At 75.4% G+C, this 18926-nt stretch carries 13 protein-coding genes and 1 pseudogene; 8 read left to right on the top strand and 6 right to left on the bottom strand.

Annotated elements, in window-relative coordinates:
• Positions 1-118 precede the first annotated feature (118 nt).
• The gene (pepN, locus tag AC5K6T_RS02920) at positions 119-2701 is read left to right on the top strand and encodes an aminopeptidase N (RefSeq protein WP_493205322.1); all 2583 of its coding nucleotides are present in this window, start codon (positions 119-121) and stop codon (positions 2699-2701) included.
• A 154-nt stretch (positions 2702-2855) separates the two neighbouring features.
• Here pepN and AC5K6T_RS02915 read toward each other — a convergent pair.
• Both AC5K6T_RS02915 and AC5K6T_RS02910 read right to left on the bottom strand, forming a co-directional pair.
• Positions 2856-3794 (bottom strand): annotated as a pseudogene (locus tag AC5K6T_RS02915) (EamA family transporter); the annotation flags it as partial.
• A gap of 121 nt (positions 3795-3915) precedes the next feature.
• Complete coding sequence (locus tag AC5K6T_RS02910; RefSeq protein ID WP_493205320.1) at positions 3916-5274, bottom strand: MFS transporter; 1359 nt, start codon at positions 5272-5274, stop codon at positions 3916-3918.
• 133 nt (positions 5275-5407) lie between these two features.
• On the opposite strand from AC5K6T_RS02910, the gene AC5K6T_RS02905 reads away from it, so the two are divergent.
• The gene (locus tag AC5K6T_RS02905) at positions 5408-5968 is read left to right on the top strand and encodes a MarR family winged helix-turn-helix transcriptional regulator (RefSeq protein ID WP_493205318.1); all 561 of its coding nucleotides are present in this window, start codon (positions 5408-5410) and stop codon (positions 5966-5968) included.
• A 376-nt stretch (positions 5969-6344) separates the two neighbouring features.
• Here AC5K6T_RS02905 and AC5K6T_RS02900 read toward each other — a convergent pair whose 3' ends face one another.
• From AC5K6T_RS02900 to AC5K6T_RS02885, 4 genes are all read right to left on the bottom strand, one after another.
• Positions 6345-6602, bottom strand: a complete 258-nt coding sequence (locus tag AC5K6T_RS02900; protein ID WP_493205316.1) for a hypothetical protein — start codon at positions 6600-6602, stop codon at positions 6345-6347.
• Positions 6603-6669: 67 nt separating this feature from the next.
• Entirely contained in the window at positions 6670-8871 is a 2202-nt protein-coding gene (gene malQ / locus AC5K6T_RS02895; protein WP_493205314.1) for a 4-alpha-glucanotransferase, read from the bottom strand.
• Positions 8872-9072 (bottom strand): hypothetical protein, encoded by a 201-nt coding sequence (locus AC5K6T_RS02890; RefSeq protein ID WP_493205312.1) that lies wholly within the window; start codon positions 9070-9072, stop codon positions 8872-8874.
• 724 nt (positions 9073-9796) lie between these two features.
• Complete coding sequence (locus AC5K6T_RS02885; protein WP_360213324.1) at positions 9797-10333, bottom strand: HNH endonuclease; 537 nt, start codon at positions 10331-10333, stop codon at positions 9797-9799.
• 362 nt (positions 10334-10695) lie between these two features.
• On the opposite strand from AC5K6T_RS02885, the gene AC5K6T_RS02880 reads away from it, so the two are divergent.
• The 6 genes from AC5K6T_RS02880 to AC5K6T_RS02855 all read left to right on the top strand — a co-directional run bounded on the left by AC5K6T_RS02880 (position 10696) and on the right by AC5K6T_RS02855 (position 18759).
• Positions 10696-11793, top strand: a complete 1098-nt coding sequence (locus AC5K6T_RS02880; RefSeq protein ID WP_493205310.1) for a mechanosensitive ion channel family protein — start codon at positions 10696-10698, stop codon at positions 11791-11793.
• 386 nt (positions 11794-12179) lie between these two features.
• Positions 12180-13391 carry an ROK family transcriptional regulator gene (locus AC5K6T_RS02875; protein WP_493205308.1) on the top strand — a complete coding sequence of 404 codons (1212 nt, stop codon included), beginning with the start codon at positions 12180-12182 and terminating at the stop codon, positions 13389-13391.
• Positions 13392-13685: 294 nt separating this feature from the next.
• On the top strand, positions 13686-14951 hold the full coding sequence (locus AC5K6T_RS02870; protein ID WP_493205306.1) for a 6-phospho-beta-glucosidase: 1266 nt from the start codon (positions 13686-13688) through the stop codon (positions 14949-14951).
• Complete coding sequence (locus tag AC5K6T_RS02865) at positions 14942-15910, top strand: N-acetylglucosamine kinase (protein WP_493205305.1); 969 nt, start codon at positions 14942-14944, stop codon at positions 15908-15910. The genes AC5K6T_RS02870 and AC5K6T_RS02865 overlap by 10 nt, the downstream gene beginning before the upstream one ends.
• A gap of 342 nt (positions 15911-16252) precedes the next feature.
• Complete coding sequence (locus AC5K6T_RS02860; RefSeq protein WP_493205303.1) at positions 16253-17725, top strand: GlnX family signal transduction membrane protein; 1473 nt, start codon at positions 16253-16255, stop codon at positions 17723-17725.
• 14 nt (positions 17726-17739) lie between these two features.
• Complete coding sequence (locus AC5K6T_RS02855; protein ID WP_493205301.1) at positions 17740-18759, top strand: glutamate ABC transporter substrate-binding protein; 1020 nt, start codon at positions 17740-17742, stop codon at positions 18757-18759.
• Positions 18760-18926 lie beyond the last annotated feature (167 nt).

The following is an 18926-nucleotide window of genomic DNA, read 5'->3' as shown; positions in this document are numbered from 1 at the left end:
CGGCAGAGGGTTTCCCCTCGCCTCCGCCGGGGCGGGCCCGGACCAGCCCGAATCGGCTCCCTCGCATGGAAGGATGGCCCGACCGAAACTCACGAGGGTGGACCGAGGAGATGACCGCGTGCCTGGCACAAACCTGACTCGCGAAGAGGCGCAGCAGCGGGCGGAGCTGCTCACCGTTGACTCGTACGAGATCGATCTCGACCTCTCCGGCGCGCAGGAGGGCGGCACCTACCGGTCCGTGACCACGGTGCGCTTCGACGTCGCCCGGGACGGTGCGGAGTCCTTCGTCGACCTGGTGGCGCCCGCCGTCCACGAGGTGACCCTGAACGGCGACGCGCTCGACCCGGCGGAGGTCTTCGCCGACTCCCGGATCGCGCTGCCCGGCCTGCTCCGGGGCCGCAACGTGCTGCGGGTCGTCGCCGACTGCGCGTACACCAACACCGGTGAGGGCCTGCACCGGTTCGTCGACCCGGTCGACGACCAGGCCTACCTGTACACCCAGTTCGAGGTGCCGGACGCCCGGCGGGTGTTCGCCTCGTTCGAGCAGCCCGACCTGAAGGCCACCTTCCGGTTCACCGTGAAGGCGCCGGAGGGCTGGACGGTCGTCTCCAACTCGCCGACTCCGGAGCCCAAGGACAACGTCTGGGCCTTCGAGCCGACCCCGCGCATCTCGACGTACATCACGGCCCTGATCGTGGGCCCGTACACGTCCGTGCACAGCGTGTACGAGAAGGACGGCCGGACCGTGCCGCTCGGCATCTACTGCCGGCCGTCGCTGGCCGGGTTCCTGGACTCCGACGCCATCTTCGAGGTGACCCGGCAGGGCTTCGAGTGGTTCCAGGAGAAGTTCGACTACGCATACCCGTTCGCGAAGTACGACCAGCTGTTCGTGCCGGAGTTCAACGCGGGCGCGATGGAGAACGCGGGCGCGGTGACCATCCGCGACCAGTACGTGTTCCGCTCGAAGGTGACCGACGCGTCGTACGAGCTGCGCGCGGAGACCATCCTGCACGAGCTGGCCCACATGTGGTTCGGCGACCTGGTCACCATGGAGTGGTGGAACGACCTCTGGCTGAACGAGTCGTTCGCCACCTACACCTCCATCGCCTGCCAGGCCCACCACCCCGACTCGCGCTGGCCGCACTCGTGGACCACGTTCGCGAACTCCATGAAGACCTGGGCGTACCGGCAGGACCAGCTGCCGTCGACGCACCCGATCATGGCGGAGATCCGCGACCTGGACGACGTGCTCGTCAACTTCGACGGCATCACCTACGCCAAGGGCGCCTCGGTCCTCAAGCAGCTCGTCGCCTACGTCGGCATGGACGAGTTCTTCACCGGCGTGCAGGCCTACTTCAAGCGGCACGCGTTCGGCAACACCCGCCTCGGCGACCTGCTGACGGCGCTGGAGGAGACCTCCGGCCGCGACCTGAAGACCTGGTCGGCGAAGTGGCTGGAGACGGCCGGCATCAACGTGCTGCGCCCGGAGATCGCCACCGACGCCGAGGGGGTCGTCACGTCCTTCGGCATCCGCCAGGAGGCCCCGGCCCTGCCCGCCGGCGCCAAGGGCGAGCCGGTGCTGCGCCCGCACCGTGTCGCGGTCGGCCTGTACGACCTGAACGAGGCGGGCCGGCTGGTGCGCACCGAGCGCGTCGAACTGGACGTGGACGGCGAGCTGACCGAGGTCGCGGACCTCGTCGGGCGCCGCCGCCCGGACGTGGTGCTGCTCAACGACGACGACCTGTCGTACGCCAAGGTCCGCCTGGACGAGGCGTCGCTGGCCTTCGTCACCGAGCACCTGGGCGACTTCGAGGCGTCCCTGCCGCGCGCCCTGTGCTGGGCGTCCGCCTGGGACATGACCCGCGACGCGGAGCTGCCCGCGCGGGACTACCTGTCGCTGGTGCTGTCCGGCATCGGCAAGGAGTCCGACATCGGCGTGGTGCAGTCGCTGCAGCGGCAGGTGAAGCTCGCGATCGACCTGTACGCCGCCCCCACGTCCCGTGAGGCGCTGCTGACCCGCTGGACGGACGCGACGCTGGCGCACCTGCGGTCCGCCGAGCCGGGGAGCGACCACCAGCTGGCGTGGGCGCGTGCCTTCGCGGCGACGGCCCGGACGCCGGAGCAGCTGGACCTGCTGGACAGCCTGCTGGACGGCTCCCACACCGTCGAGGGTCTCGCCGTGGACACCGAGCTGCGCTGGGCGTTCGTGCAGCGGCTGGCGGCGGTGGGCCGGTTCGACGAGACGGAGATCGCCGGCGAGTACGAGCGCGACCGCACGGCCGCCGGTGAGCGGCACGCCGCGACGGCCCGTGCCGCGCGGCCCACCCCTCAGGCCAAGGCGGAGGCCTGGGCGTCGGTCGTGGAGTCCGACAAGCTGCCCAACGCCGTGCAGGAGGCCGTGATCGCCGGCTTCGTGCAGACCGACCAGCGTGAGCTGCTCGCGCCGTACACCGAGAAGTTCTTCGACGTGGTGAAGGACGTGTGGGACTCGCGTTCGCACGAGATGGCGCAGCAGATCGCGGTGGGCCTCTACCCGTCGGTGCAGGTCTCCCGGGAGACCCTGGACCGCACGGACGCCTGGCTGGCCTCCGCCGGCCCCACCGCGGCGCTGCGCCGTCTGGTGTCGGAGTCCCGCTCCGGCGTCGAGCGCGCCCTGAGGGCGCAGGCGGCGGACGCGGCGGCCGCAGCGGCCGCCGTCTGACGCACCGCTGAACCGCCGGGGGGGCGGGCGACCGGACGGGTCGCCCGCCCCTCAGGCGTTGTCGCCACGGGCCGGGGGGACCGAGCGGGCCGGGGGGACGGCGTGGGCCGGGCGGACCGAGCGGGCCGGGGGGACGGCGCGGGTCCGGCGGGGTGCGGCCGGGCCGCCCACCCGCCGCCGTCCCGGTGCCGCCCGGTTCCCCGGCGGGCGGGGTCGGCTGCTGTGCGGGCGGGCTCTGCGCGGGACGGCCGCCGAGCTGCCCGGCGACGGTCGCGCCGAACGCCAGCGCCATGCCCGCCAGCTGGAGCGGGGTGAGCGCCTGGCCGAGGGCGGCCCAGCCGACGGCCGCCGCGGTCAGCGGGGAGAGCGGGCCGAGGAAGGTGACCTGGCCGGCGGACAGGCGGCCGATGCCGCGGAACCACAGCCAGTACGACACGGCCGTGTTGCCCAGCGCGAGGTAGACGTAGCCGCCGACCGCGGGGCCGTCCAGGGCGGGCGGGGCGCCCTCCACCAGCAGGGCGAGCGGCGCGATCAGCAGGCCGCCCGCGGTGAGCTGCCAGCCGGTCAGGGCGAGCGGGCCGACGCCCTCGGGCCGGCCCCAGCGCTTGGTGAGGACCGTGCCGGCGGACATCGACGCCGTGGAGGCGACGGCCGCCAGCACGCCGACCGGGTCCAGGGCTCCGGCCGCGCGCAGCACGACCAGGCTGACCCCGCCCGCGGCCGCGATCCCGGTGAGGACCGAGCGCACGGTGGCCCGCTCACCGAGCAGCAGCGCGGAGAGGGCGATCACGAACAGCGGCGCCGTCGAGCCGACCACCGCGGCCGTCCCGCCGGGCAGCCGGTAGGCCGCCAGGAACAGCAGCGGGAAGAAGGCCCCGATGTTCAGGGTGCCGAGCACGGCGGCCCTGCCCCACCAGGCGCCGCGCGGCAGCACCCGGGAGAGGCCCAGCAGGAGCAGCCCGGCGGGCAGGGCCCGCACCAGCCCGGTGAACAGCGGCCGGTCGGCGGGGAGGAACTCGGTGGTGACGGCGTAGGTGGTACCCCAGGAGACCGGGGCGAGAGCGGTGAGCAGCACGGTCGCGGAGCGCTTCATGGGGGGGTCCTGCCTTTCGGGGAGGGGGCGGGGGACGCGGGGCCGACGGACCGTCAGGCCGAGGGAGGCTTCGGGCCGACGGAAGGCTCCGGGCTCCGCGGGGACGGCCGGCGGCGGCCGGTCAGACGGCCCGGCGGGCTCCGGCCGGAGCGGGGGCACCGGTGGCGGCCGGAGCGCCGGCGGGGGCCGCGGCGCCGCGGGCGGCCGGAGCCGTGCCGGTGACCGGCACCGTGACCGGGAGGGGCCGTACCGCGTCCGCCGGCAGGCGGTGCTCGACGCGGAGCAGCAGGACGGCGGCGAGCACGCAGGTGGCGATGAGGACGGCCCAGGGGGCGCGGCCGTCGAGGGCGAGCAGGGTGGTGAACAGCCAGGGCGCCAGGGCCTTCGCCAGCGACCAGGAGACCTGGTAGACGGCCATGTAGCGGCCGCGGACGGCCTCGGGTGCCGCGGAGACGGCGAGCACCTCGGCGGCCGGGCTGTGGATCAGCTCGCCGACGGTGTAGAGGACGACCACGGCGGCCAGGGCACCGCCCAGCACCGCGGTGTTCTGCGGGCGCAGTGTGCCCAGCACGATCTGCGCGGCGAAGGCGGCGGCGAACAGCAGGCCGCCGAGGGCCGCGGCCCGGGTGCGCCGGGCGCCGGTCCGCCGGACGCGGGAGCCGACGTACACCCCGGCGGCCGCGCACAGCACGGTGTTGAGGGTGAACGCGGAGCCGGTGAGGACCGGCGGGGCGGCCAGCCACTGCACGAGGAACAGCGGGAAGAGCACCGACAGGGCGGAGTAGTTGAGCGCGTTGAGGAAGTTGGCGCCGGTGACGACGAGGAACGGCCGGTCGGCCAGGACGAGGCGGTATCCGGCACCGGCCGGGCGGACGGGCGCGGTACCGGCCGCCCGCACCGGCTTCAGCGGGTGGACGAGCAGCGCGGCGAGCGCGAAGCACAGCGCGTTGCCCCAGGCGGCGTACACGTAGCCGGACGGGCCGGCGAACGCGATGACGAGCGTGACCAGCAGGGCTCCGGCCCCGTTGCCGCCGTTCTGGAGGGCGCGGGTGGACGCCTGGAGGCGGTCACGGCCCTCGCCCCGGGCCACCTCGCCGATCAGCGACTGGTTCACCGCGGGGAAGGCCCGGTCGGCCGCGGCGGTGATCAGGGCGACGGCGGCGAAGGCGGGCAGGGACCGGGCGAAGGGGTACAGCGCGAAGCCCGCCACGCGGACGCCGTAGAGGACGTACAGCATGCGCTTGGCGCCCCAGCGGTCGATCGCGGTCCCGGCGAGTGGCAGCGCGGCGAGGCCGGCCAGCCCGGTGACGGTGAGCACGGCTCCCACGGCGGCGAACGACAGCCCGGTGACGTGGTGGAAGAAGACCAGGGTGAACGGGACGTACAGGCCCATGCCCACACCGTTCACCGCGGCCGTGACGGGCAGCACCCACTCCCCCGGGACCCGCTCGCCCGGATCGTGCCTGTCCTGTGCGCGCATGCTGGCCCCCTGCTCCCCCGACGGGATGACGTGACGCACCAGAAGTGCCTTACGAGAAAGTAGCTTAACAGTAAGCAACTTTCTCGTCAGCTACTTTCTTGCGGCCGACCGAAGGCGGGCGGATACTGCTGCCATGGACCCGAACTCCGAACCTCAAGGGCCTCAAGGGCGTCAGGGGCGTCAGGGGCCTCAGGACCGCGGGGACGCGGTCGACGCGATCATCGGTCAGTGGGCCGACGTGCGCCCCGACCTGGACACACGCGCCATGGAGGTGTTCGGCCGCGTCTACCGGCTGGCCCGCACGATGGGCGACCGGATGGAGAAGGCCTACGAACGCTTCGGGATCTCCCGCGGCGAGTTCGACGTCCTGGCCACGCTGCGCCGCTCCGGGGAGCCCTACACGCTCTCGCCCCGCCAGCTGTCCTCCACTCTGATGCTGACCACGGGCGGCATGACGGGCCGCCTGGACAAGCTCGAACGCGCCGGGCTGCTGCGGCGCTCCCCCGACCCGCACGACCGCCGCGGTCTCCAGGTCACGCTCACCGCCGAAGGCCTCGCCCTCATCGACGAGGCGGTCGGCGCCGGACTCGCCGTCCAGACGGAGGCCCTCTCCGAACTGACCCCCGACCAGACCGCCCGCCTGGCCGCCCTCCTGCGCCATCTCCTGGCGGGCACCGAACCCCCCGCCTCCTGAGCGACGCGGACCACCACCCGGCCGGCCCCCAGGGGCTCGACGGACGGCGCGACCGGCCCGGCAACACCCCCGAAGGAACGCGGGGAACCACACAACCCGCCGGGCAGCGCCCCGAGGGACGAGGGGGACCACACAACCCGCCGGACAGCGCCCCGAGGGGCGCGGGGTACCCCGCGGCCGGCCACCACGCCGCCGCACGCGCCCACCGCGGCCGGGTCACTCCCGGGGACGCGGGGAACCACGCGGCCGGCCACGACGGCGCGCAGCCGTCAAGCGGGGCCGGCCGCGCCGGAGAGCCGGCCGAACGAACGAGGGCGCCGCTCCCGGCCGGACACGGCGGGAGCGGCGCCCTCGAAGAAGCGCGGGCTGCGAAGGATCAGGCGCGCGCCCCGGCCTTCGCCTTGGGGGCCCGGTCCGTCGAACGGTCCAGGACCATCACCAGGCCGACGATGACCCCGAACAGCACGAGCGGGGCCAGCACGAACAGACCCAGCGTCTCGACGACGCTCAGTCCCGTGCCGGGGTCGTCACCGTCGTCGCGCGTCAGCGCGAGCGCGGGAGACGACATGAGCAGCATCATCAGCGTCGTACCGGCGGCCAGGGCGCCGGCGCGCAGGGCGTTCTTCTTGTCCACGGTGCAAAAGTAGCGAACGCCCTGCGCGGCCGCGCGGCCGGGGGGTCCGTTGTGAGGACGCGCCACGTCAGGGGCCGTGGCCCGGGGGGCGCTGCCCGGAGGGACCGCCCCCGGCCACCCCCCGTCGCAGCAGTTCGGCGAGCGCCCGCACGCGGTCCGAGGCGGCCAGTTCCTCCAGGGTCACCGGTCGCCCCGCCGCGTCGGCGACGGGCAGCCGCCAGTTCGGATACTGGTCCCACGTGCCGGGCAGGTTCTGCGGGCGCCGGTCCCCGACCGCGTCCGGCAGCCACGCCCCGACGAGCCGGGCGGGCGTGCGGAGCAGGAACCGGTGCACGGCCTGCACCTCGGCCTCCTCGGCGGGCGGCCCGTCGCCGGGGTCCACGAGCAGGCCCAGGCCGGTGAGCAGGGCGAGCCACTCGGCCGTGTCGGCGGCGGCCTCGGCGCGTTCCTCGGCGAGGGTGCGGGTGAGCAGGCCGAGCCGGTCGCGGAGTTCGACGTGCTCGCCGGTGAGCCGGGCGGCGGTCGGCGGGAGGTCGTGCGTGGTGGCGGTGGCGAGGCAGTCGGCCCGCCACGCCCCGGGCGGCAGCGGCCGCCCGTCGCCCTCCCAGTCCCGTTCGAACCACAGCACGGACGTCCCGAGCACCCCCCGCTCGCGCAGCACCTCCCGCATGCCGGGCTCGACCGTCCCGAGGTCCTCGCCGATGACGGCCGTGCCCGCCCGGGAGGCCTCCAGCACCAGCACGGCGAGCATGGCCTCGGCGTCGTAGCGGACGTAGGCGCCCTCGGACGGCGGCAGACCCCGGGGCACCCACCACAGCCGGAACAGGCCCATGACGTGGTCGATGCGCAGGGCGCCGGTGTACCTCAGGAGGGCGCGCAGCAGAGCGCGGAAGGGCGCGTAGCCGGACTCCGCGAGCCGGTCGGGCCGCCAGGGCGGGAGCCCCCAGTCCTGGCCGCGGGCGTTGAACGCGTCCGGCGGGGCGCCCACGGACATCCCGGCGGCGAAGTGGTCCTGCCCGGCCCAGGCGTCCGCGCCGCCGGGGTGCACGCCGACCGCGAGGTCGTGGACGATGCCGAGCTCCATCCCGGCGTCGCGCGCGGTGCGCTGCGCGGCCACGAGCTGGGTGTCGGTGAGCCAGGCGAGCCAGGTGTGGAAGTCGACGCGGTCGGCGAGTCGGGCCCGTTCCCGGGCGGTCCCGGCCGACCGGGGGTCCCGCAGCCGGGCCGGCCAGAGCGCCGTGTCACCGCCGTGCGCCTCGGCGAACGCGCACCAGGTGGCGTGGTCCTCCAGGGCGGGCCCCTGCTCGGCGCAGAAGGCCCGGTAGGCGGCCTCGCGTCCGGGCCCGAGGGGCACGGCGCGGACGAGTTCCAGCGCCTCGCGCTTGAGGCTCCACACGGCGTCCCGGTCGATCAGGGCGCCCTTGCCGAGGACGGACTCCCGGAGCCGGGTGGCGCGCTCCAGCAGCGCGGTCACCCGGTCGCGGTCCTCGACGTGGGCGTACTCGGGGACGTTCTCCACGCGCAGATGCACGGGGTCGGGGAAGCGGCGGGAGGACGGCCGGTAGGGCGAGGGGTCGGTCGGAGTACCGGGTACCGCCGCGTGCAGCGGGTTGACCTGCACGAAGCCGGCGCCGAGCGTCCGCCCGGCCCAGCCGGCCAGCTCCTGGAGGTCGCCGAGGTCGCCCATGCCCCAGGAGCGGCGCGAGAGCAGGGAGTAGAGCTGGACGAGGAAGCCGTAGGAGCGGCCGGCGGGGGCGGGCAGCCGGGCCGGGGCGACGATGAGGTGGGCCTCGGCGGTGCGCCCGTCGGGTGCGAGGGCGGTCAGCCGGTGCACCCCGGGCGGCAGTCCGGCGACGGTGGTCCGCAACGGCCGGTCTCCCGGGGCCTCCCCGGCTCCGGGGGCGTCACCCGAGCGGTGGTGGCCGTCGCGTCCGGTGCGGGTACGGGTCCGTTCCCGTTCGGTCCCGACGCGCAGCCGGGTCCCCGCGGGCAGTGCGTCCAGCGCCGCCGGAGCGCCGCCCTCCCAGGCGACGACCGTCGGCGGCAGCAGCCGCGCGTCCCGCTCGCGTTCGCCCGCGGTGAGCGAGGCGCGTACCGCCCGGGGCGTGCTCGCGTCGACTCCCAGCGCGGCGAGGACACGGGTGACGGTGGCCGGTGAGGCGGTGACCGTGCGGTCGGGGGCGGGGCGGTAGGACGTGGCGACACCGTGCAGTTCGGCGAGCCGGGCCAGGTCGTCGGGCAGCGGCCCGTGGGGGCCGGGTGCGGTCATCTACGGCCTCGTGGTGTCGGCGTCCGGGGCGGCGAGCGGCGGTTCGCTGGTGAGGGGCTCGGCGTAGGGCAGCGGGGGTTCGCTGGTCAGTGGGGTCTGGGCCCAGGCGCTCTCGGCGGAGCACACACGCGCGGACTCGGCGGTGGGCTCCGCCGGGCGTTTGGACTGGGCGGGCAGCAGAAGCCCGGTCGAGGCGGCCATGAGGGGTCTCCTTCGTCCATCTCGGAACACGGAACAAGAAAGCCCTACCCAGCGCGCGCGACGGCAGACGTACGAAAGACGAATCCCGCGTGTCGCCGCAATCTCCGTCGGTTCCGCGTCCGTGTCCCGCATATCTTTCCGCCCCGCACCTCTTTCCGCCCCGCGCCCCGGGCACCGCCCCCGGCGACGGCGGAGACGCACCCCCGGCCGGGGGTGGCCGGGGGTGGCCGGGGGCGGCCGGGGGCGGCCGGGGGCGGCCGGGGGCCGGTCCCGGCGGCGCGCCAGGGCCCGGCGCCGGCGCAGGCCGGAACGACGGCACCGCGGAGCGGGGAGGACAGCGGGCCGGGACAGCGGGCCGGGCGAACGGGCCGGGACAGCGGACCGGCCCGGCGGACCGGAACGGCGGACCGGAACGGCGGACCGGAACGACGGGCCGGAACGACGGGCCAGGACAGCGGACCGGGACAGCGGGCCAGGACAGCGGACCGGGACAGCGGACCGGAACGGCGGGCCGGGGCTTCGGGCGGGAGAACGGGCCGGACGGGACGACGGGCCGCAGCCGCAGGCGGGTGCGGCGCGGCAGACCACGACGGCCGGAGGCCCTCGGCCCGGGTCGGGGCGTCCGGCCCCGGTCGCCCGGCTCCGGACCCGCCGCGGGCGGGCGCGGAGCGGGCCCGGGCCCGGCCCCGGACCCGGGCGCGTGGGAGTGCGAAGGCCCGGATCGTCAGGCGGAGATGCCGTCGATCCGGGCCAGGGCGTCGTCCGCGCCGTACGGCTGCAGGTACGGCAGCCAGCGCGGATCCCTATGGCCGGTGCCGATGATGCGCCAGGCCAGGCCGGTGGGGGGAGCGGGTTTGTGGCGCAGGCGCCAGCCGATCTCGCCGAGGTGGCGGTCGGCCTTCACGTGGTTGCAGCGGCGGCAGGACGCCACCACGTTGTCCCAGACGTGCTTGCCCCCGCGGCTGCGCGGGATGACGTGGTCGACGCTGGTTGCGACACCACCGCAGTACATGCACCGGCCCCCGTCGCGGGCGAACAGCGCCCGGCGGGTGAGCGGAACGGGCCCCCGGTAGGGAACCCGGACGAATCGCTTGAGCCGGACCACGCTGGGTGCGGGGACGGTGACGGTCGCGCTGTGCAGGAAGGCGCCGGACTCCTCAAGGCAGACGGCCTTGTTCTCCAGGACGAGGACGAGCGCGCGGCGGAGCGGTACGACGCCGAGGGGCTCGTACGACGCGTTGAGGACCAGGACATGCGGCACGGATGCCTCCTTGTACGCCGGCGGCGCGTGGCTCGCGCCGGGACGATCTGCAGTCAGTCTCCCCTCATGCCTGGTGAACGCGCCACCATGTCCCGGTAACGGGCTGGGAGTGTTTTGGACCACATCTGCGTCGTCCCCGGGACCGCACCGGGCTGATCCCCCCTGTTCATCCCCTGGTTCACGCGCTTTCTCCCTCGAACGACGCGGCGGGAACGGGCGCAATGCCCCGATAGTGTGGTGCCGCTGCCCTCCGGTGACCTTTTCGTGACCTTTACCAGTTCGACCAACGGTTCGACCAATGGTTCGACTGACGGTTCGACGGCCGTACTGAAGGGTGGATCGAAGCATCTGGAGGTACCGACGTGTCGTCCCTGTCCGTTGCGCCGGCCGCCGCGGCGAGCCCGCCCCCGTCCCCGTCCCCGTCGGACACGGCCCCTGCCGTCCCGACGCTGCAGGACGCCCACGAGAGCGCGACCGAGGCCGCCGGCTGGGTCGAGCAGAACTGGTCGACGTGGCTCGCGATCGGGCTGCGGGTGCTGCTGATCCTGGTGATCGCGGTGGTGCTGAGAGCGGCCGTCCGGCGGGCGATCACCAAGCTGACGGAGCGGATGAGCCGTGGCAGGCAGACGGTGGACGGCACCGCGATAGGCGGCCTGCTGGTGAACGTGGAGCGGCGCCGGCAGCGCTCGCAGGCCATCGGGTCGGTGCTGCGCTCGGTGGCGAGCTTCCTGATCCTGGGCACGGCGGGCCTGATGGTCCTGTCGGCCTTCGACATCAATCTGGCCCCGCTGCTGGCGTCGGCCGGTGTCGCGGGCGTGGCGATCGGTTTCGGCGCGCGGAACCTGGTGACCGACTTCCTGTCCGGGGTGTTCATGATCCTGGAGGACCAGTACGGCGTCGGCGACCAGATCGACGTGGGGGTGGCCTCCGGCGAGGTCATCGAGGTGGGGCTGCGCGTGACGAAGCTGCGCGGCGACGGCGGCGAGATCTGGTACGTCCGCAACGGCGAGGTCAAGCGCGTCGGCAACCTCTCGCAGGGCTGGGCCACGGCGGGGGTCGACGTCACGGTCCGCCCCACGGAGGACCTGGACCGGCTCAGGGCCGTGCTGACCGAGGCCGGCGAGCGGATGGGCAAGGAGGAGCCCTGGAACGAGCTGCTGTGGGGGCCCGTCGAGATCCTCGGCCTGGACAACGTCCTGCTGGACTCCATGGTCGTCCGGGTGTCCGCCAGGACCATGCCGGGCAAGGCGCTGACGGTCGAGCGGGAGCTGCGCTGGCGCATCAAGCGGGTCCTCGACCGGGAGGGCATCCGCATCGTCGACGGCCTGCAGCCCGAGGGGGAGGCCTTGGCCAAGGCCGATCCGACGGCCGGCATGGCCGCGCCGTCGGCGTACGCCCTCTCCACGTCCCCGCAGTCGGTCGCGGCGTCCCCCCTGACCCCGCCGAACACGACGAAGTAGCCCGCCGCCGAGCGGTTCCGCGCGGCGCGGCGCGGCCCGTGCCCGGGGCCGTGCCGTACGGCCCCGGGCACACCGGCCGGCGGCGGGAGCCTGCCCCTGCCGGACCCGTGTCCGACCCGCGGCACCTCCCCGTTCCCGGCGGCCCGACCGCCGGCCACCGCCGCCCGCCGCCGCCCGCACCGGCATCGCACCCTCGGTGCCGCCGCCCGCACCGCACCGGGCCGCGCACCTGCCCGCACCCCGTGCCGCCGCTCTTGACGCCCGCTCCCCGGCCGGCATACGGTCCTGCGACTGACAGTAAACCTTCTTAACAGTTCTCTTGCGCAGCACAGCCCCGGCCCCCGGGCGCCGCGTGAGAGGCCGGCCCCGAAAGGCAGGTGTCGACCGTGGCAGGTGCGGCCGGTACGCCGGGCACCCCGCGTGTGCTGCGCGCCATGAACGACCGGGCCGCGCTGGATCTGCTGCTGGAGCACGGGCCGTTGACCCGGACCCGGATCGGCAGGCTGACCGGCCTGTCCAAGCCGACCGCCTCGCAGCTGCTGGCCCGCCTGGAGGCCGCCGGGCTGGTCCGGGTGACCGGGACCAGCGAGGGCCGGCCGGGCCCCGGCGCCCAGCTGTACGCGGTCGACCCGTCCGCCGCCCACGCCGCGGGGCTGGACGTCACCCCCGAGCGCATCCGCGCCGCCGTCGCCGACATCACCGGCCGCACGGTGGGCGAGTACGAGATCGCCACGCCGGGCCGCCGGGCCGCCCGGCCCGTCGTGGAGCAGGTCACCGCCGCCCTGGACGGCGCGGCGAAGAGCGCGGGCCTGACCCGGGCCGGCCTCCACCGCCTGGTCATCGCCACCCCCGGCGCCTTCGACCCCTCCACCGGCCGCCTGCGCTACGCCTCCCACCTGCCCGGCTGGCACGGTCCGGCCCTGCTCGGCGACCTCGCCGCCGCGCTGCCGATGCCGGTGGAGTACGAGAACGACGTCAACCTCGTCGCGGTGGCCGAGCAGTGCCGCGGCGCGGCCCGCGGCCACGGCGACTTCGTGCTGCTGTGGAACCAGGAGGGCCTCGGCGCCGCCCTGGTGCTCGGCGGCCGCCTGCACCGCGGCTGGACGGGCGGCGCCGGCGAGGTCGGCTTCCTGCCGGTGCCGGGCACCCCGCTGGTCCGCCGGGTGACCCGCGCGGGCAGCGGCGGCTTCCAGGAACTGGCCGGCTCCCGGGCGATCCCCGAACTGGCCCGCCACCTGGGCGTCGAGGACATCCCCTCCGGCCCGCCCGCCGACGTCGCCGCCGCACTGGTCGCCCGCGCCGCCGACCGCGCCGACGGCCCCGACCGCCGCCTGCTGGAGACCTACGCGACCCGGCTCGCCACCGGCCTGGCCTCACTGGTCTCGGTCCTCGACCCCGAACTCGTCGTCCTCAGCGGCTCCTGCCTGACCGCGGGCGGCGAGGTGCTGCGCGGCCTGGTCCAGGCGGAGCTGACCGAGCTGGCCGCCGCCCGGCCCCGCCTCGTCGTCGGCGAGGTGACGCAACACCCGGTGCTGCGCGGCGCGTTGGAGAGTGCCCTCGCGACCACCCGCGACGAGGTCTTCGACACCACCCGCTGAGCACCACCCGCTGAGCACCACCCGCTGAGCACCACCCCGAGTCCTGTCCGCCCCCGAGCCTCGTGCGCCCCCGGCCCCCGTCCGCCCCGAGCCCCGTCCGCCCCTGCGCTCCGGGACCCCCGCCGCCCGGCCCCCGCCCCACGGCCTGGAGTCCCTCACCGGCGCGCACCCACCGACTGGAACCCCACCACGGCCGCCACCGTGGTGGTCATGGCCCCGTGACCCTCGTGCCCCTCTCCGCGCAGAAGGCGTTCGCCGCGGGTGTCACGCTCACCGGAGTGAAGGATCAGACACGTGAAACTCACCGTGGTCGGCGGCGGTTCGACCTACACACCCGAACTCATCGACGGCTTCGCCCGCCTGCGCGACACGCTGCCGGTCGAGGAACTGGTACTGGTCGACCCGGACACCGAGCGCCTGGAGCTGGTCGGCGGGCTCGCCGCGCGCATCCTCGCCCGGCAGGACCACCCCGCCCGGGTCGTCACCACCGGCGACCTGGACGCCGGCGCGGACGGGGCGCACGCCGTGCTGCTGCAACTGCGCGTGGGCGGACAGGCCGCCCGGGAACAGGACGAGACCTGGCCGCTGGAGTGCGGCTGCGTCGGCCAGGAGACCACCGGGGCCGGCGGCCTCGCCAAGGCGCTGCGCACGGTACCCGTCGTCCTGGACATCGCCGAACGGGTCCGCCGGGCCAGCCCCGACGCGTGGATCATCGACTTCACCAACCCGGTCGGCATCGTCACCCGCGCCCTCCTCGGCGCCGGGCACCGGGCCGTCGGGCTCTGCAACGTGGCGATCGGCCTGCAGCGCAGGTTCGCCGCCCTGCTGGACACCGAGCCCGCCCGCCTCCACCTCGACCACGTCGGCCTGAACCACCTCACCTGGGAGACGGGCGTACGGCTGGGCGGGCCCGGCGGCGAGGACGTGCTGCCCCGGCTGCTCGCCGAGCACGGCGGGGCCCTCGCCGCCGACCTGCGGCTGCCCCGCCCGCTGCTGGAGCGGCTCGGCGTCGTCCCGTCGTACTACCTGCGCTACTACTACGCGCACGACGAGGTCGTCGGGGAACTGCGCGCCAGGCCCTCGCGCGCCTCCGAGGTCGCCGAGATGGAACGGCAGCTGCTGACGCTGTACGGCGACCCGCACCTGGACACCAAACCCGCGCTGCTCGCCCGGCGGGGCGGCGCCTTCTACTCGGAGGCGGCCGTCGACCTCGCGGCCGCGCTGCTCGGCGGCTCGGGCAGCCCCCACCAGGTGGTCAACACCCTCAACCGGGGCACCCTGCCGTTCCTCCCGGACGACGCCGTGATCGAGGTGCAGGCCGCGGTCGGTGCCGAGGGGGCGGTGCCGCTGCCGGTCCCGGCCGTGGACCCGCTCCACGCGGGCCTGATCGCATCCGTCACCGCCTACGAGGACCTCGCGCTCCGAGCGGCCCTGCACGGCGGCCGCGAGCGGGTCTTCCGGGCGCTGCTCGCCCACCCGCTGATCGGGCAGTACACGTACGCCGACCGGCTCACCGACGCGCTCCTCGCCCACAACCGGGAGTACCTGACGTGGGCGTGACCGCGGCCGTGCTCGCCGTGGACGCGGGCAACAGCAAGACCGACGTCGCCGTCGTCACCGCCGAGGGGGAGGTGCTCGCCACCGCCCGCGGCGGCGGGTTCCGGCCGCCCGCGGTGGGGGTGCGGGCAGCGGTGGACAACGTCGCGGCGGCGGTGGAACGCGCCTTCGCCGAGGCCGGGGTGAGCGGCGTGGCGCAGGTGTCCGCCTGCCTCGCCAACGCCGACTTCCCGGCCGAGGAGGCGGAGCTGGCGCAGGCGCTGCGGGCCCGCGGCTGGGGTGCGGCCGTCGAGGTGCGCAACGACACCTTCGCGATCCTGCGCGCCGGGGTCGACGAGCCGCGCGGAGCGGCCGTGGTGTGCGGGGCCGGCATCAACTGCGTCGGCATGCGCCCGGACGGACGTACCGCCCGCTTCCCCGCGGTGGGCCGGATCTCCGGTGACTGGGGCGGCGGCTGGGGCCTGGCCGAGGAGGCCCTCCACCACGCGGCGCGCGCGGAGGACGGCCGCGGCGGGCCCACCGCGCTGGCGTCCGCCCTGCCCGCCCACTTCGGCCTGGAGAGCATGTACGCGCTGATCGAGGCGCTGCATCGGGGGCACATCCCGCCGCGGCGGCGGCACGAGGTGACGCCGCTGCTGTTCACGACGGCCGCCGCCGGCGACCCGGTCGCCCGCTCACTCGTCGACCGGCTCGCGCACGAGGTGGCGGCCATGGCCGCGATCGCGCTGGCCCGGCTGGACCTCCTCGGCGAGGAGACGCCCGTGGTGCTCGGCGGCGGCGTCCTCGCCGCCCGGCACGCGTTGCTCGACGACGCCGTCCGCGAACTCCTCGCCGCCCGCGCGCCCGCAGCGGTCCCGCGCGTGGTGACCGCCCCGCCCGTGCTCGGCGCGGCCCTGCTGGGCCTGGACCGGGCCGCACCGGGCACGGCGGCCCGGGAGAGGGTGCGCGCGCACTTCGGCTGACCACCGGTGCGTGCGCGCTCCGGCCGGCCGCGAGCACACGAGCCACGACCGGCCGCAGGCAGACAGGCAGACAGGAAGGCCTGCAGGCAGGTGTACGACGGGCGACTCCTCGTGCGGGCGGACGCGCTCCGGCCGGCCGGCGGTCCGCACGCCCGGGGCCGCCCGCGCACGGCATCCCGTCCGCGGGGAACCGAACCGGCGCGCGGGGCGTATTCATGGGCAGGGGGTGGTGCGGGACCGGCCCCACGCTGCGATCCGATCAAGATCGGGGCAAGGCCGGTGCACAGGCCGGTGCCGGACAGCGATACTTGCGGCGACGGATGACCCTGGGGGAGGTCAGCAGTGACACACCCGCCGAAGAGCAGCGCCCCGCCACCGGCGGGCGTGGGCGCGCCCACGCCGGCCGCCGTACCACCGCAGTCGGGACCGGGAGCCGGGCACGGTACGCCCCCCGGCCCGCACGGCCTCGGCCCCGACGGCGTCGGCCGGCCGCGCCGGACCGCGTTCGCCGAGGGCGTGGACCGGGTGCGGGCCGCCGCGACCACCGAGCCGGGCCGGCTGCGGGTGATCGGCGCGGTCCTCGCCGCCCTGGTCGTCGCGTTCGGCGCCGTCACCGCCGTGCAGACCGGCGAGCGCGCGGACGCCGCCGACGCGGTGCTGCACGAGAGCCAGCCGCTCAGCCTCGCCGCCGCCGACATCTACCGCTCCCTCGCCGACGCCAACACCGCGGCCTCCAGCGGCTTCCTGGCGGGCGGCGCCGAGAGCAGGGCCACCCGCGAGCGGTACGAGAAGGACATCCGCACCGCCGCGGCCGGACTCGTCGACGCCGCCGGGAGCACCGACCCGGACTCCCCCGCCGCCACCACCATCGCCGAACTCAACCGGCTGCTCCCCGAGTACAAGGGACTCATCGAGGCCGCCCGCGCCAACAACCGGCTGGGCTACCCGCTGGGCGGCGCCTACCTGCGCTACGCCAACGACACGATGCAGACCAGGATGCTGCCGGCCGCGGAGAAGCTGTACACCTCGCAGAACCGGCGCCTGGACGACGACTACGCCGACGCCACGCCCTACCCGTGGATCGCGATCGGCCTCGGCGCCGCCGCGCTGACCGCCCTCGGCTGGGCGCAGCACCGCACCTACCGGCGCACCCACCGCGTCCTCAATCCCGGCATGGCCGCCGGGACCGTCGCCACCGCGGTCGTGCTGCTGTGGCTGGTGGCCGGTCACACCCTGGCCCGCGCGGGCCTGAACGACTCCTACGACCACGCGGTGCGCTCGCTGAACGTGCTCAACGACGCGCGGATCGCGTCGCTGAAGGCGCGGGGCGACGAGAACCTGACGCTGGTGAACCGGGGCGCGGAGACCGTCGAGGTCGAACCGGGCCGGTTCCGCGACAAGTTCGACGTCGCGTTCGAGGACTCCCTCAAGGCGCTCGCGGACGGGCTGGCCACCGCGGAGCGGCTCGCCGACGACACGTCGGGCGCGCGGCCGGTGCAGGCGGCGGGCGCCGGCATGGAGGAGTGGCGCGTCCGCCACCGGGAGGCCCGCGCCGCCGACGACGCGGGCGACTACCAGACCGCGCTGGACCGGATCATCGGGACCGCCGAGGACAAGCCGACCCGCGAGTGCTTCGACACCGTCGACCACCAGCTCGACATGGCGTTGCGGCACGAGCGGAGCGAGTTCCGGCAGGCGGCGGGTGACGGGCGGGCCGCCCTGACCGGTCTGGCGGTCGGAGCGGCCGGGCTGGCCGTACTGGGCGCCGCCGGGGCGCTGCTGGGCATCGGGCGCAGGCTGTCGGAGTACCGGTGAGAGGGGGCGTGAGGATGCGGGCACGACGGTTGCGGGCCGGGCTGAAGGGCTGGGGCGGGGTGGGCGCGATGGCCGTCCTGTGCGCGCTCGCCACGGTGTTCGCGTTGCTGCTGCCGCTCACCCAGCCCTCCGGGGACGGCAGTACGGGCCTCGGCGGGCCGGGGCGCGCCCGGGGCACCCAGGTCCGGGCCGACACGTGCACGGCGCCGCAGGACCGCAGTCCCGCTCCCTCCGCCGCCGAGGGCGCCTCCGTCGCGGCCATCAGGAAACGCGGCTACGTGTCGGTCGGCGTCGACCAGAACAGCTACCGCTGGGGCTACCGCAATCCCCACAGCACCGGTGACGACGTCCGGCTGGAGGGCTTCGACATCGACCTGGCCCGCCGGATAGCCGACGACCTGCTCGGCTCCCCGGAGCGGATCCGCTTCAAGGCGATCCCCACCAACCAGCGGGTGCCCGCCATCCGGAGCGGCCGCGTCGACATGGTGGTGCGCACCATGACCATCACCTGCTCCCGGCTGGAGCAGGTGGCCTTCTCCGCACCGTACTTCGTCACCGGGCAGCAGGTGCTGGCCCCGATCGGCTCCGGCATCGAGGGCTACGACGACTCCCTCGCCGGGCAGCGCATCTGCTCGGCGGCCGGCTCCACCGCGCACGACAAGCTCGACGCGGACCGCAGGGCGGGCCGGCTGGCCGCGACCGCGGACATCTCCACCAGCGTTCCCAACCAGCTGGACTGCCTGGTACGGCTCCAACTCGGCCAGGTGGACGCGGTGGTGACGGACGGGGCGCTGGCCGCCAGCCAGGCCGCGCAGGATCCGACGGTGGAGCTCAAGGGCGAGCGGTTCACGACCGAGTACTACGGCGTGGCGATGAACCGGAAGGCCACCGATCTGGTCCGGCGGGTGAACCGGATACTGGAGGAGTACCGCGCCGACCCGGACGGCTGGCGCGCCTCGTACGACACCTGGCTGCGGCCGACGCTGGGCGCGGACTCGGAGTCCGCGACCCCGCCGGTGCCGACGTACCGGTGACCGGGCGGCCACCGGATCCGGGACACGGACCACCGGGCGCCGGGCACCGGCCGGACGTCCCCGGCGGCGACGCGGCACGGCGGAGCGGGCGCAGCGGAGGGAACGGACGGACGCAGGGGACGGACGGACACTGCGGACGGACGGACGGAACGGACGGACGGAACGGA

It is taken from the genome of Streptomyces sp. B8-7, from assembly GCF_058833805.1.
The sequence above is the reverse complement of the archived record's forward strand: the minus strand, read 5'-3'. Positions and strand labels throughout refer to the sequence as shown.